The 13,838-nt window shown below is 58.9% G+C and carries 13 protein-coding genes; 6 read left to right on the top strand and 7 right to left on the bottom strand.

Annotated features, from left to right (window positions below):
* Nucleotides 1-10 precede the first annotated feature (10 nt).
* Both ASB65_RS12375 and dnaE read left to right on the top strand, forming a co-directional pair.
* Complete coding sequence (locus tag ASB65_RS12375; protein WP_060724102.1) at nucleotides 11-694, top strand: ABC transporter ATP-binding protein; 684 nt, start codon at nucleotides 11-13, stop codon at nucleotides 692-694.
* A gap of 539 nt (nucleotides 695-1,233) precedes the next feature.
* A complete protein-coding gene (dnaE, locus tag ASB65_RS12380; RefSeq protein ID WP_060724103.1) occupies nucleotides 1,234-4,734 on the top strand; it encodes a DNA polymerase III subunit alpha in 3,501 nt (1,166 codons plus the stop codon).
* A 21-nt stretch (nucleotides 4,735-4,755) separates the two neighbouring features.
* On the opposite strand, the gene ASB65_RS12385 is transcribed toward dnaE, so the two are convergent.
* Nucleotides 4,756-5,994: a L,D-transpeptidase family protein gene (locus ASB65_RS12385; protein WP_060724104.1), complete on the bottom strand. Its 1,239-nt coding sequence runs from the start codon at nucleotides 5,992-5,994 to the stop codon at nucleotides 4,756-4,758.
* Nucleotides 5,995-6,163: 169 nt separating this feature from the next.
* The gene (locus ASB65_RS12390; RefSeq protein ID WP_060724105.1) at nucleotides 6,164-7,447 is read right to left on the bottom strand and encodes a DNA polymerase IV; all 1,284 of its coding nucleotides are present in this window, start codon (nucleotides 7,445-7,447) and stop codon (nucleotides 6,164-6,166) included.
* 179 nt (nucleotides 7,448-7,626) lie between these two features.
* On the opposite strand from ASB65_RS12390, the gene ASB65_RS27295 reads away from it, so the two are divergent.
* A complete protein-coding gene (locus ASB65_RS27295; protein WP_003502417.1) occupies nucleotides 7,627-7,914 on the top strand; it encodes a BrnT family toxin in 288 nt (95 codons plus the stop codon).
* Nucleotides 7,880-8,140: a BrnA antitoxin family protein gene (locus ASB65_RS12395; protein WP_003502419.1), complete on the top strand. Its 261-nt coding sequence runs from the start codon at nucleotides 7,880-7,882 to the stop codon at nucleotides 8,138-8,140. The genes ASB65_RS27295 and ASB65_RS12395 overlap by 35 nt, the downstream gene beginning before the upstream one ends.
* A gap of 21 nt (nucleotides 8,141-8,161) precedes the next feature.
* On the opposite strand, the gene ASB65_RS12400 is transcribed toward ASB65_RS12395, so the two are convergent.
* Complete coding sequence (locus ASB65_RS12400) at nucleotides 8,162-8,470, bottom strand: DUF3572 domain-containing protein (protein ID WP_060724106.1); 309 nt, start codon at nucleotides 8,468-8,470, stop codon at nucleotides 8,162-8,164.
* Nucleotides 8,471-8,601: 131 nt separating this feature from the next.
* Here ASB65_RS12400 and ASB65_RS12405 point away from each other — a divergent pair, with 131 nt between their 5' ends.
* Both ASB65_RS12405 and ASB65_RS12410 read left to right on the top strand, forming a co-directional pair.
* On the top strand, nucleotides 8,602-8,973 hold the full coding sequence (locus tag ASB65_RS12405) for a response regulator (RefSeq protein WP_003496409.1): 372 nt from the start codon (nucleotides 8,602-8,604) through the stop codon (nucleotides 8,971-8,973).
* A gap of 18 nt (nucleotides 8,974-8,991) precedes the next feature.
* Nucleotides 8,992-10,362: a PleD family two-component system response regulator gene (locus ASB65_RS12410; protein WP_020810760.1), complete on the top strand. Its 1,371-nt coding sequence runs from the start codon at nucleotides 8,992-8,994 to the stop codon at nucleotides 10,360-10,362.
* A gap of 895 nt (nucleotides 10,363-11,257) precedes the next feature.
* Here the strand turns inward: ASB65_RS12410 and rpmG are convergent.
* The 4 genes from rpmG to ASB65_RS12430 all read right to left on the bottom strand — a co-directional run bounded on the left by rpmG (nucleotide 11,258) and on the right by ASB65_RS12430 (nucleotide 13,830).
* Nucleotides 11,258-11,425: a 50S ribosomal protein L33 gene (rpmG, locus tag ASB65_RS12415; RefSeq protein ID WP_003496403.1), complete on the bottom strand. Its 168-nt coding sequence runs from the start codon at nucleotides 11,423-11,425 to the stop codon at nucleotides 11,258-11,260.
* Between the two features lie 89 nt (nucleotides 11,426-11,514).
* The gene (locus ASB65_RS12420) at nucleotides 11,515-12,681 is read right to left on the bottom strand and encodes an MFS transporter (RefSeq protein ID WP_003502425.1); all 1,167 of its coding nucleotides are present in this window, start codon (nucleotides 12,679-12,681) and stop codon (nucleotides 11,515-11,517) included.
* 17 nt (nucleotides 12,682-12,698) lie between these two features.
* Nucleotides 12,699-13,325 (bottom strand): NUDIX hydrolase, encoded by a 627-nt coding sequence (locus tag ASB65_RS12425; RefSeq protein WP_060724107.1) that lies wholly within the window; start codon nucleotides 13,323-13,325, stop codon nucleotides 12,699-12,701.
* Between the two features lie 61 nt (nucleotides 13,326-13,386).
* On the bottom strand, nucleotides 13,387-13,830 hold the full coding sequence (locus ASB65_RS12430; protein WP_060724108.1) for a DUF983 domain-containing protein: 444 nt from the start codon (nucleotides 13,828-13,830) through the stop codon (nucleotides 13,387-13,389).
* Nucleotides 13,831-13,838: the final 8 nt, after the last annotated feature.

The following is a 13,838-nucleotide window of genomic DNA, read 5'->3' on the forward strand; positions in this document are numbered from 1 at the left end:
GCTTCGCAATATGGCAAAAAAAACAGTGCTGCGGCTCACCGGCGTTGAGAGAACCTATGGTCAGGGCGAGACGTCGCTTTCCATTCTGCGCAAGGCCGATTTTGAATTGAAGAGCGGTGAGATGGTGGCGCTGGTCGCCCCTTCAGGCACCGGCAAATCGACGCTGCTGCATCTGGCAGGCCTGCTGGAACATCCCGATGCCGGCGAGGTCTATATTAACGACGCGCCCTGCAACGGCCTGCCGGATGAAGCGCGCACCGCGATCCGCCGCAGCGATATCGGCTTCGTTTATCAGTTCCATCACCTCCTGCCGGAATTCTCGGCGGTGGAAAATGTGATGATGCCGCAGCTCATCGCCGGTCTCACCCAGGCTGAAGCCCGCAAGCGCGCCAGCGCGCTGCTCGACTATATGCGCGTGGGGCATCGCGGTGAACACCGTCCGGCCGAACTCTCCGGCGGTGAACAGCAGCGTGTCGCCATTGCCCGCGCCGTCGCCAACGCGCCGCTCCTGCTGCTCGCCGACGAGCCGACCGGCAATCTCGATCCGGAGACCGCGCATTATGTATTCGACGCGCTGGAGGCGCTGGTGCGCCAATCTGGCCTCGCGGCGCTGATTGCCACCCACAATCATGAACTCGCCGCCCGCATGGACCGGCGCGTAACGCTCGCCGACGGGAAGATCGTCGATTTCTGACCATGGGATTGCGCGGGGATGATCCTCGCGCATCACCATGCCTTCCGGAGCGACCGAAACGACTACGCTGGTCGTTGCCGTGAGGGAACGAGGACGAACCGTCGCGAGCCCGGATCAATCTCTCCGGCGCCTCCTGAAGAATAGCTGTTCCCTGAATTTGATTTTTTTCCGAACCCGGAGGCGTTTTTTGCCTTCGGGTTTTTCACTTTGGAGTCAGCGGCTTGCCGTTCCCTTGATCGGAACCGAAGGCGATTCTCGTACATTAGCAAGAGGAATATCAGCAGAACCCTGTTGACAATCGAACAAAATGAGAACAAAGTTAGAACATAACGAGTAAGGAGAGACCAATGACTGATTTCATCCGTGACGTTGCTGCTTTCGCTTCCATCGCTGTCTTTGTTGCCAGCTTCTCGGTGATCCTCACCGCCCTGTGAAGAAGACACCGGCGCAGAAGCCTGTATGGACGCCGCAAAGCGGTGGACATTAAGCGCCGGAAATCGGAAAATCGCCCCCTCGATTCAGAATGACAGGATGATGATATGGGCGATGCGGTTATGCGTGGAGAGACCTCTGGCGAAACGTTGAAGACCCCCGGTTTCGTCCATCTTCGGGTTCATTCCGCTTATTCCCTGCTTGAGGGGGCGTTGCCCCTCAAGAAAATCATGTCCAAGGCCGTTGCGGACGGCCAGCCGGCCATAGCCATTACCGACACCAACAACCTCTTCGTCGCGCTGGAGTTTTCCGAAAAGGCGCGCGATGAGGGTCTGCAGCCGATCATCGGTTGCCAGCTGTCGATCGACATGCAGGATGCGGCGGAGGATCGCCGCAACCACAATAGCCATCTTCAGAAACTTCCCGCCATCGTTCTTCTGGCCGCCAATGCCGAAGGTTATGAGCGGCTGGTGGATATCGTCAGCCGCGCCTATCTGGAAGGCGAGGGCAGCAGTCATTCGGTGCATATTACCCGCGCATGGCTGGAGGAAGCCTCCAATGCCGGCTTGATCGCGCTGACGGGCGCTTCTGGCGGACCGGTGGATATGGCCTTGAAGGAAGGCCATGCAGCGCAGGCGAAAGAGCGGCTGCTGACATTGAAGTCACTCTTCGGGGACAGTCTCTACATCGAATTGCAGCGCCAGTCCGGCTACGACCGTTCCCATGAGCGGCGCATGATCGGCCTTGCTTACGAGCATGATATTCCGCTGGTTGCCACCAATGAAGCGTTCTTCCCCTCCAAGGCTGATTACGAGGCGCATGATGCGCTGATGGCGGTGGCGCACAACGCCATCGTCTCCGATGACAACCGGTTCCGGTTGACGCCCGACCATTACCTCAAGAGTCGTGAGGAGATGGTGGCGCTTTTTGCCGACATTCCCGAGGCGCTCGAAAACACTGTCGAGATCGCGCTCCGCTGCTCCTTCGTGCTGAAGAAGCGTGGCCCGATCCTGCCGCGCTTCACCGGCGCCAGCGACGACCCCGAAGCGGCGGAACGCGCTGAAGCCGAGGAGCTTCGCCGCCAGGCGGTGGAGGGGCTGGATCAGCGGCTGGCAGCGCTCGGCATGGCGGCCGGTTATACGGAGCAGGAGTATCGCGACAGGCTGGATTTCGAACTCGGCGTCATCTCGCGCATGAAGTTTCCCGGTTACTTCCTGATCGTTGCCGACTTCATCAAATGGGCCAAGCAGCATGATATTCCGGTAGGCCCTGGCCGTGGTTCGGGTGCGGGTTCGCTTGTCGCTTACGCGCTTACCATTACCGACGTCGACCCCCTGCGCTTCTCGCTGCTGTTCGAACGCTTTCTCAATCCCGAACGCGTATCGATGCCCGACTTCGATATCGACTTCTGCCAGGACCGCCGTGAAGAGGTGATCCGTTACGTGCAGGCCAAATATGGTCGCGAGCAGGTGGCGCAGATCATCACCTTCGGTTCGCTGCAGGCGCGCGCGGCCTTGCGCGATGTCGGCCGCGTGCTGGAAATGCCCTATGGGCAGGTGGACAAGATCTGCAAGCTGGTGCCCAACAACCCGGCCAATCCGACACCGCTGTCAAAAGCGATCGAGGAAGAGCCGCGCCTGCAGGAAGAGGCGGACAAGGAGCCGGTCGTCGCCCGCCTCTTGGATATCGCCCAGAAGATTGAGGGGCTTTACCGTCACGCCTCCACCCACGCCGCCGGTATCGTCATTGGCGATCGGCCGCTCTCCAAGCTGGTGCCGATGTATCGCGATCCGCGATCCGATATGCCGGTCACCCAGTTCAACATGAAATGGGTGGAAAGCGCCGGCCTCGTCAAATTCGACTTCCTCGGCCTGAAGACGCTGACGGTGCTGAAGGTAGCCGTCGATTTTGTTGCCAAGCGCGGCATCAAGGTTGATCTTGCCGCCATCCCGCTGGATGACGCCAAAACTTACGAGATGCTGTCGCGCGGCGAAACCATCGGCGTGTTCCAGGTGGAAAGTGCCGGCATGCGCAAGGCGCTGATCGGCATGCGGCCGGACTGCATCGAGGACATTATCGCGCTGGTGGCGCTTTATCGTCCCGGCCCGATGGAAAACATCCCGGTTTATAACGCCCGCAAACATGGCGAGGAGGAGCTGGAATCAATCCACCCGACCATCGACCATCTGCTCAAGGAAACGCAGGGCGTTATCGTCTATCAGGAACAGGTGATGCAGATCGCCCAGGTCCTGTCAGGTTATTCGCTCGGCGAAGCCGATCTTCTGCGCCGCGCCATGGGCAAGAAGATCAAGGAGGAGATGGACCAGCAGCGTGAGCGCTTCGTCGATGGCGCCATCAAGAATGGCGTCTCGAAGCCGCAAGCCAACACCATCTTCGACCTTCTGGCGAAATTCGCCAATTACGGCTTCAACAAGAGCCATGCCGCCGCCTACGCCATCGTGTCCTACCAGACCGCCTATATGAAGGCGCATTATCCGGTAGAGTTCCTCGCGGCCTCCATGACGCTCGATATGGCGAACACGGAAAAGCTCAACGATTTCCGGCAGGATGCAGGCCGCCTTGGCATCGAGGTCGTCGCACCTTCGGTGCAGACGTCCTTCCGCCAGTTCGAGACAGGTGAAAACCGCATCTATTATTCGCTGGCCGCCATCAAGGGCGTAGGCGAGGGAGCGGTGGAACACATCGTCCAGGTTCGCGACGGCAAGCCGTTCACGAGCCTTGAGGATTTCTGCCTACGCATCGACCCCAAGCAGATCAACCGGCGTGTGCTGGAAAGCCTGATCAATGCCGGCGCTTTCGATTGTTTCGGCCGCGACCGCGCCGAACTGATCGGCGGGCTGGACCGCATTATCGGTTATGCGCAGATGGCGCAGAACAATCGCACCATCGGCCAGTCGGACATGTTCGGTTCCGGCGGCGGCAACGGCCCGGAAAAGCTTGTCCTGCCCGCTTTCCAGCCCTGGCTCGCTTCGGAAAAACTGCTGCGTGAATATCAGGTTCTCGGTTTTTACCTCACCGCCCATCCTCTCGATACCTATCGCCCCGTGCTGGAAAAGTTGCGGGTGCAGAATTTCGCCGATTTTTCAGCGGCGGTGAAACAGGGTGCGACCGCCGGGCGTCTGGCCGGCACCGTCACCGGCAAGCAGGAACGCAAGACCCGCACCGGCAACAAGATGGGCATCATCACCTTCTCGGATGCATCAGGGCAATATGAGGCGGTGCTGTTTTCCGAAGGGCTCGGCCAATTCCGGGATCTGCTGGAAGTCGGCAAATCGCTTGTTATCACCGTGCAGGCAGAAGAGCGCCCGGAAGGCATCGGCCTGCGTATACAGACGGCGCAGTCGTTGGAAGAGAAATCCGTGCAGATGCAGAAGGCCTTGCGCGTTTATGTGCGCGATTCCGGTCCGCTGAAAACGGTCGCCCGCCATCTCAACACCAAGGGTGACGGCTCGGTCTATTTCATCGTCATCAAGGATGAAGGCAGCCGCGAGATCGAGGTGGAACTGACGGAGAAATACCGTATCTCGCCGGAAATCGCCGCTGCGCTGCGGTCCGCACCCGGTGTCGTTGACGTGGAACTGGTGTGAGGCTCGCACCTCACACGTCGCTCATACCGGCCCTTCTTTCGTAACGGTGATGAAGTCCGTTCCGGTGCCTGTTTCCATCTGGTGACTAATGTCGGAAACGGTGATCGAGCTGCCGCTTGAAAGCTCCTGTTCGATACGGCTGCGTATCTCTGCGGGTATTTCGAGGCGGCTGAGCACGGCGCTCAATTGATCGAAGCCGCCAGGGGCTTCGGTAACGGTGATTCCGAGCCGCTTGCGGGCTGCCGCCGGCAGGTGGTTTTCGAGCGTCACGCCGTTCCATTCGGCAGTTCCAGCCGCGCGGTCCACGGTAACAGCCTCGAAGAAGTGGGTTCCGAGCGCCACTTCCGGGTCCTTGATGTCGATGGCTGCTTCGAACAGCGGTTTGAAATCCTGCCGCACCATGATCTGGCCGGTCGGCGGATGGTCTTCACCGGCGGAGGCATAAAGCGCCGCCACGAAGGCGTCGGTCAGAAGCGGCCCGGTGGTCTTCAGCCCCTTCCAGCGCTTGAAACCATTGATTGCGCTGATCGTCATCTCTCCGGTGTAACCATCGGCAGAACCAGCATCGAAGCCGAGACGGGTCAGCACGGTTTGAATATCCATCACCTTTTCGCGTTCGCCACGCCGGGTGATGAGAATGCGCAGGGGTGAGGGTTCTCTGGCCTTCGCCGCCGGCTTGAGGGACTGGGTCTTTTCATTGACGGCAACCTCAACCGTGCCCAAGGCTGCATCGAATGTCGCCGGGCGCAACTCCACATCCGAAAGAAGCAGCTTGCCGTCATCGGCATCGTCGCGTGGAACAAATAGCGCCGGGTGCTGTACGAAACGCAGCGAGACCGGGCGGTCGGTGATGATGACATGGACGCCAGTGCGCGTGTCGCCGAAAAGTGACTTGGCGAATTTGGAGGGCAGGCGCACGCAGCCATGCGAGGCAGGATAGTTCGGCACCTTGCCTTCGTGCAGTGCGATGCCGGACCATGTCAGCCGCTGCATGAAGGGCATGGGTGCAGCCGAATAGATATTCGACTCGTGGTATTTCCGCTTTTCCAGAATGGAGAATATGCCGCTCGGTGTCTCATGCCCGGCCTTGCCGGTGGAGACTTTCGAGGTGGCGATGATCTCGCCATTTTCATAAAGCGAGAGCGACTGATCGCTTTTTGATACCAAAATCTGCAGCGCGCGGCTGTCAGCGGCAAGCGCCGGAAAGGCGAGAATGCTGGCCGACAGCATGCCAGCCATAAGACGGAGGCGAAGGGACATGACGCAATACACCACATGCACAAAACTTGCCTCACTCAACCACGCGAAGTTTAATGAAGTTTAAGGACGGCTTATCCCGAACATCACTAATTTGTGTAAAATCTAAAATATATCGGGCACGACGTGACGGGGGCGGGATTGCGCGACCCTTCGCACAACCCAGCGGGCATTATTTGCGTGTTCCGAAAGTATAGCCGGTCTCGACGCTGCCCTTGCCGAACTTGTCGCGCAGCTTGTCCATCGCCGCTTCCGCCGCCGCCCGCCGTCCCGCCTGTCTGTCGACGAGATCGGGAGGGTCGGCGAGGCCCGCATCGCGCAGATCGCTGACGCCAATGCCGATGAGGCGAAATTTGGTGCCGTCGGTTTCTTTCTCCAGCAGCGAGAGGCCGGTGCGGAAAATCCGGTCGGCAAGCTGCGTGGGATCGTCCAGCCTGCGGTTGCGGGTGCGGAGCTTGAAGTCGGCCGTCTTCATCTTCAGCACCACCGTCTGACCGGCAATGCCGCTCTTCTTCAGCCGCCAGGCAACCTTTTCGGATAGAGAGCGCAGGATCGGCACCAGATCCTCATGGCGGGAAATATCGTTGAAAAAGGTGGTTTCGGAAGACACGCTTTTGACGGGGTCGTTATTATGCACGTGCCGCTCGTCAATGCCGCGGGAAAGCCGGAAGAGGCGCTGCCCCATCACGCCATAACGGCGCATCAGCTCGCTTTCCTCCATCTCTTGCAGCTGCGCGATCATGCGGATACCGTCCGCTTCCAGCGTCGCCGCAAAGGCCTTGCCCACGCCCCAGATGGTGGTTACCGGCCGCGCCGCCAGAAAGGACAGTGCTTCCGCTTCACCGATCACTGAAAAGCCACGCGGTTTTTGCAGGTCGGACGCGACCTTGGCGAGAAATTTGCAATAGGAAAGCCCGGCTGAAACGGTCACGCCCACTTCCTTTTCCACGCGCTGGGCGAATTTCGCCAGCACACGGGCCGGTGGATCGTGATGCAGCCTCTCGGTGCCGGAAAGATCGAGAAACGCCTCGTCTATGGAAATTGGCTGCACGAGCGGCGTCAATTCCTGCATCATCGCCCGGATTTCGCGCCCGACACGGCTGTATTTCTCCATGTCCGGCTTGATGACCACCGCGTCAGGACAAGCTTCCAGCGCCTTGAACATGGGCATTGCGGAGCGCACGCCCTGAATGCGGGCGATATAACAGGCGGTGGAAACCACCCCGCGCTTGCCGCCACCAACGATCACGGGCTTGTCGGCCAGTTCCGGATTATCCCGTTTTTCAACAGAGGCATAAAAGGCGTCGCAGTCGATATGGGCAATGCTCAGATCGTAAAGTTCAGCGTGACAAACAAGGCGCGGGCTGCCACAGGCGCGGCAACGCCTCGACCCTTCTGGCTGGCCGGCCAGACAGTCGCGGCAAAAACCGGGATCATAGGGGTGCGACGTAGACATGAGCCGAAAACAAAACCAGAACGTTGCCGACCATACTCCGGCCGTGACGACGGCTCAAGGGGCGTTGGCGACAAAGCCCAGATTTCAAACCCCGGAGAATGGGAAAAGCTTGCATAGCGGCGGGAAATATTTGATCTTGACTCATATTTGTAGTTACAATTGTAGATGATTTTTTACGCATGTTTGAATGGGATGAAGAGAAAAACCGGTCCAACATCCGAAAGCATGGCGTCGGATTTCGGACTGCGATTCGAATCTTCGAAAATGCGGTCCTGTCATGGGTCGATGAGCGCGTAGCGTATGGCGAGACGCGTTATCACACCATCGGGCAGATCGAAGGAATAGTATTTCTGGCGGTCATTCATACCGATCGTGCCGGTCTCATCCGCATCATCTCCGCCCGGCCGGCAAACCGCCGTGAAAGGAAACGTTATGACGAAGAAATACGAAAAAGAACTGAGCCTTGAAGAACTCGCCGCCTTGCCGGACGAGAAGATAGACTACAGCGATATTCCCGAATTGGATGAGCGCTTCTGGGCGAACGCAAAACTCGTGGAGCCCGAGGGAACACAGCAAATAACATTGCGGGTCAAGAAATCCGTTGTCGAGGCGTATAAATCCACCGGGAAGGGATACCAGACACGCATGAACGCCGTTCTGGAATCTTATGCCCGCACGTTGCTGAAACGCTGACTGTCTCCGTCTCTCGGCCCGTCAATAAACGCCAGAATCGAGCCCCGGGCCGGAAAAGTGATGCCAGGCGGCCGCCACTGTTTCGGGTGACGTATCGGTCGCGGCGCAAAATGCCATCAGATCGGGTTCGTGGCTCATCAGAAAATCGGTGAGCCCCGCCAGAAAGCCGGGATCGTTGACGGTCTGGCGCAGCATGTTGGCCTGCAATCCGCTCAGCGCCAGAAAACGCGCCAGCATGTCCGGTTCGTTTGCCAGCCAGCCAAGTATGGCGGCGGCCGTTTCTTGCGGATCTTTGCCGGCATTGCCTTTGTTTTTCGTATCGCGCAGCATTTCTTCCCCGAAGTTACCTATTTTGAAACCAAATCCCTCTAGCCTTGCGCAACAAATGGACGATGGAATCGGTTCTCTGACACCCTATATGTCTGGATGAAGGTTTCAAAGCGAAACGGGGACTGCTCACCATGCCCAAGCAGGTCATGATAGTCGAAGATAACGAGCTGAACATGAAGCTCTTTCGCGACCTGATCGAGGCGTCTGGTTATACGACGATCCAGACGCGCAACGGCATGGAAGCGCTCGATCTCGCCCGCAAGCACCGCCCGGACCTCATCCTCATGGATATCCAGCTGCCGGAAGTTTCTGGGCTGGAGGTGACGAAATGGCTGAAGGAAGATGACGAGCTGCATGTCATTCCGGTCATCGCGGTCACGGCTTTCGCCATGAAGGGCGACGAGGAACGCATTCGTCAGGGCGGATGCGAGGCCTATGTGTCGAAGCCGATTTCCGTTCCGAAGTTCATCGAAATCATCAAGACTTATCTGGGCGATGCGTGAGGCGACTGGGGAACGGTTATGACGGCGAGAGTTCTGGTTGTTGACGATATTCCTGCCAATGTGAAGCTTCTCGAAGCGCGTCTTGTGGCGGAATATTTCGATGTCGTCACTGCCGAGGATGGTTTCAAGGCGCTGGCTATCTGCGACGAGGAGCAGGTCGATATCATCCTGCTCGATATCATGATGCCGGGCATGGACGGGTTCGAGGTCTGCGAAAGGCTGAAGGCCAATCCGAATACGGCGCATATTCCGGTCGTGATGGTCACCGCACTCGATCAGCCGTCGGATCGCGTGCGCGGCCTCAAAGCCGGCGCCGACGATTTTCTGACCAAACCGGTCAACGACCTGCAGCTGATCGCCCGCGTCAAAAGCCTGGTCCGCCTCAAGGCCGTCAGCGATGAGCTGCGGCTGCGCGCCGAGACCGCACGGCAGATCGGCATCGAGGAGATGCTGCGCAGCGATGGCCTGATGCAGACGCCCGGCCGCGTATTGGTGGCGGACGGCCGCGCCAGCTCGCAGGAACGTATCGTCCGGGCGCTCAAGCCGATTGCAGAGGTCGATGCTGTCACGGAGCCGCAGGCGGCGCTGCTCAAGGCGGCGAGCAATCCCTTCGAACTCGTCATCGTCAATTCCAATTTCGAGGACTACGATCCGCTGCGGCTGTGCTCGCAGCTTCGCTCGCTGGAACGCACCCGTTTCCTGCCGCTGCTTCTGGTGGCGGAGCAGGGGGCGGATGAGATGGTGGCGCGCGCGCTCGATCTCGGCGTGAACGATTATATTCTCCGCCCGATCGATCCGAACGAACTCGTCGCCCGCTCGCTGACGCAGATCAGGCGCAAGCGTTATAACGAGCATCTGCGGCTCAATCTCCAGCACACGATGGAACTTGCCATTGTCGACGGGCTGACTGGCCTCAACAATCGCCGCTACCTCGACAACCACCTGAAGATACTGTTCGACCGCGCCGCCGTTCGCGGCCGTCCGATCTCCATCTGCATGACCGATATAGACCGCTTCAAGCTGGTCAACGATACCTATGGCCATGATGTCGGCGATGAGGTGCTGCGGGAGTTTGCGGCACGCATCCGCAGCACGGTGCGCGGTGCGGATCTTGCCTGCCGCTATGGCGGCGAGGAGTTCGTCGTCGTCATGCCCGATACGCCGATAGAGCTTGCGGCAAGTGTCGCCGAGCGCCTGAGGGCGATCGTGGAGGACAAGCCCTTTTATGTCCGTTCCATCGACCGGGAATTGAGCATTACCGCCTCTCTCGGCATAGCCACCAGCAGCGGCGCCTTCGGTGCGCCGGACGAAATCCTGAAACATGCGGACAAGGCGCTTTACGAGGCGAAACACGCCGGCCGCAACCGCGTCGTGGCGGCCGCCGCTTGAACCGGCGGCGGCGGATTAACTAAAAATATTCCGCAATCTCTCCGTCATGTCCCGGCGAAATATTCGCTCGGAAATCGGGCATGGACACCGCCAGACTGCAAGCCATTGACCTTGGATGTATTTTATCGTTTTGCAATGAAAGGGTGCAGCTTAACGATATAAATAGAGTTCAAGTTGAAAAACACGTTGAATTCAATCTCTCCGGCAACTATAGTGTGCCAGCTTTGTATACTTAACCATGTTTCCCAGGTGATATGTCTCTGGCTTAAGAATTTCTTGATTTTTATTTTACTTCTGCGCACACTCACAATTGAGAATAACAGTTCTTCCGGCGGTTTATCCGTCTTGCGATGATGAATGATTGCGGCTTAGCCGTCGCGATTTCGCTCGTCAGGGGCTGGTATTGCGTAGTTTGAATGCCCCATGATGCTCAGGTCCGCCGCATCTCCTGAATCGTGGGGTCGGTCGGCTGACGATGTCCGAATCGGTTCCTCGTGCCGTAATCACATCGTTGGCCGACCGCCTTATTTCCGAAAATTGCCTGCTCTTGGTACACGCGTTGCAGCGTAGCGACTTGCGCAGTCGTCTTCCTTACGCGACGCGACGAGGTCGTCACGCGGCAGGGGCGGATGGCTGTAACCCCCAGCATACCCTCTGAACACATGAACGATTGCGGTGGTGAGTGGTGCGTCAGACCATGTGGTCGGACTCATCGATAACCTGCGTCCACACGTTGCCAATGACTGCCCAATTTCCGCGGCGGCAGGAGGCAGGCCCCTTGTTTTCCCGTTGGGAAGCCTCTGGGCGCAAAGGGCTTGTGGCCGCTTCTTCCGCTGGGCACAAACAAAAAACGCGCCCATTGGGCGCGCTTTTTGCCGGAGACCCGATCAAGAAATTACTTGATCTTGGTTTCCTTGAATTCAACGTGCTTGCGTACAACCGGGTCATACTTCGTCTTCGTCATCTTGTCCGTGAACGTACGGCTGTTCTTGGTGGTGACGTAGAAGGTACCGGTGTCGGCTGTCGACAGCAGCTTGATCTTGATTGTTGTAGCTTTCGCCATGGTCGTCCTGCCTTTAAACAAAAGAGAAGCCGCAGGCGCTTCTCACCTCGGCTAAATCTGGCGCGAAACTACGTATCGCGCCCGAAAAGTCAAGCCTGTTTTGCCCGGAAAACAAAACGGAACCCATAAAGCACCACGTAAAGCCCGAAAAATACGGCGAGCGCCCAGGCGAAACCATCGGTGCCCGCAACATCCATGGAAATGCCGACGGCCTGTGGTCCTGCAATGGTACCCATGGCGTAACAGAAGATGAAGGCGGCATTGGCGGCCACGAGATCAGCGCCCTTGAGGCGCGAGCCGAGATGGGTGAGGCCGACGGTATACATGCCGGAGACGAGGCCACCCCAGAACAGCAGCAGCGCCGCCACCAGAAGCCAGCTTTCCACCAGAACCGGCAGCGCCAGCGTGCCGCAAACGCCCGCAAAGGCCATGAGGGCGAGCATGGTGCGCCGATCCTTCATCCGGTCGGAAAGCAGGCCGATCGGTATCTGGAAGACCATGTTGCCGATTCCCATGACGGTCAGCAGCAGCGCCGCCTGCGATTCGTTGAAGCCCTCACGGGTGGCGTAGATGGGAAAGAGCGACAGGCCGCCTGCCTGCACCGAACCGAACACGAAAGCCGCGGCCGACGCCATCGGCACCAGCCAGACGTAGCGGACGAAGTGGTGATTGGGCCGCTCGTCCAGCTCCGGGCTCTCGCCGCGCGCCATGAAGATGGGGATAGCGGCCAGAAGGATGATCGCCGCGCCGACGAGGAAGGGCAGGATGCCTTCGCTGCCGACGACGGAAAACAGCAATGGACCAACCGCGAAACCGACCGCAAGGCCGGTTGCGTAAATGCCGAGAACCATGCCGCGTTTTTTCGGCGGCGCGGTCATGTTGATCCAGTATTCGGAGAGAATGAACAGCGTCGTGGTCGCGCCATGGAAGACGATTCGCAGCGGAAACCACATCCAGAAGGCTTCGGCGAAATAAAAGCCGAGTGCGCTCAGCGCCGAAATCAGGACCGCGAGAAGCATGGTTCGTGCCACGCCAAAATCATGGGCGATCTTGCTGGTCACCGAGGCGGCCATCATCGCCGCGACACCCGCCATGGCCGAATTCACCCCGATCATGGTCGAGGAGATGCCGCGCTTCTCAAGGATGATCGACAGGAGCGGCAGGCCGAGACCGATGGCGACACCCACCGCACTGATGGCGGAAATGGCGGCGATCAGTGAGGGCCAGTGAATGGCGTCCGCTTCTTCGCATTTCATTTGTGACATGACGGCCTTTATACAAAGTCTCGAATGAACCGGCCGTGGCGCGTGATATAGAGCCGCGCGGGGCTTTCAAAGGGCAGTGAGGGATCACCTATCATGAGTTTTGTGACATCTTCGAGAACCGTACGTGTGATTTTGGGCATGTTCAGACTGGAAAGGTCTGTCATGTCAAGCCATTGCACGTTGGAGAGCTCGTCGGAATCACGGGTGAGCCTGACATCGAGCCCCAACTCATCGGCATAACAGCAGAAGAATCGCGTGTCGTAGCGCCGCACATTACCGGGTGGGGTGATGGCGCGGGCAACATATCGGAAACGGGAGAGATCAGGACCTTCGGCACCCATTCCGAGGTTCACGCCGGTTTCCTCGAAAAGCTCGCGCGCGGCGGCCAGCGCCAGAGCCCGTGCGCCAACGGCACTCAGGCGGCGCGCCGCCGAAGCGGTGAGGCTGTTGAGGACGGCAGGGTGCAGATCACCGGAAAAGGGCAGCGCATGGTCGCGCGGATCGCGTTTGCCGCCGGGAAAGACATAGGCACCCGGCATGAAGACGTGGGCGCTGCTGCGCTGGCCCATCAGGACCCTGGGTCCTGAGCCGGAACGGTCGAAGAGGATGATGGAGGCAGCGTCTCGCGGCCGCATGGGGGCGCTCACCGTTTCGGGGTCCCGGGAAAGCTCAGGCACGTGCAAGCTCCTGCTCACGTCAGTGAGACGAGCCGTCTATCTGCACTTTTTGCTGTTTTCGATCAAAACCGTGCATTCGCAGCGCCCATTGCAGGCCGATGACGCCGCCCTTGATCGGTTGCAGCGTCAAAAGTGCGGACAGAATGGTGATCGGCACCCAGATGGCGAAATGCGCCCACATGGGAATGTTGAGGACCATATCCGTCATCATGAAGCCGCCAACGGCGATATGACCGATGATGACGATGGAAATATAGGGCGGCAGGTCGTCCGAACGGTGATGATGCATTTCTTCGCCGCAGGCCGCGCAGGCGTCCACCGGCTTCAGCCAGGCCCGGAACAGGCGGCCGCTGCCGCAGGCCGGGCAACGATTGGCCATTCCCCGCATGATCGAGCGGCCAAGCGGCCGTTCCGCGCTATCGTCTTCGAAGGTGACCGTTTCCGAGCCCTGATGTGCACTCATCCTTAAGT

This window comes from Agrobacterium tumefaciens str. B6 (assembly GCF_001541315.1).
Lineage (GTDB): Bacteria > Pseudomonadota > Alphaproteobacteria > Rhizobiales > Rhizobiaceae > Agrobacterium > Agrobacterium radiobacter.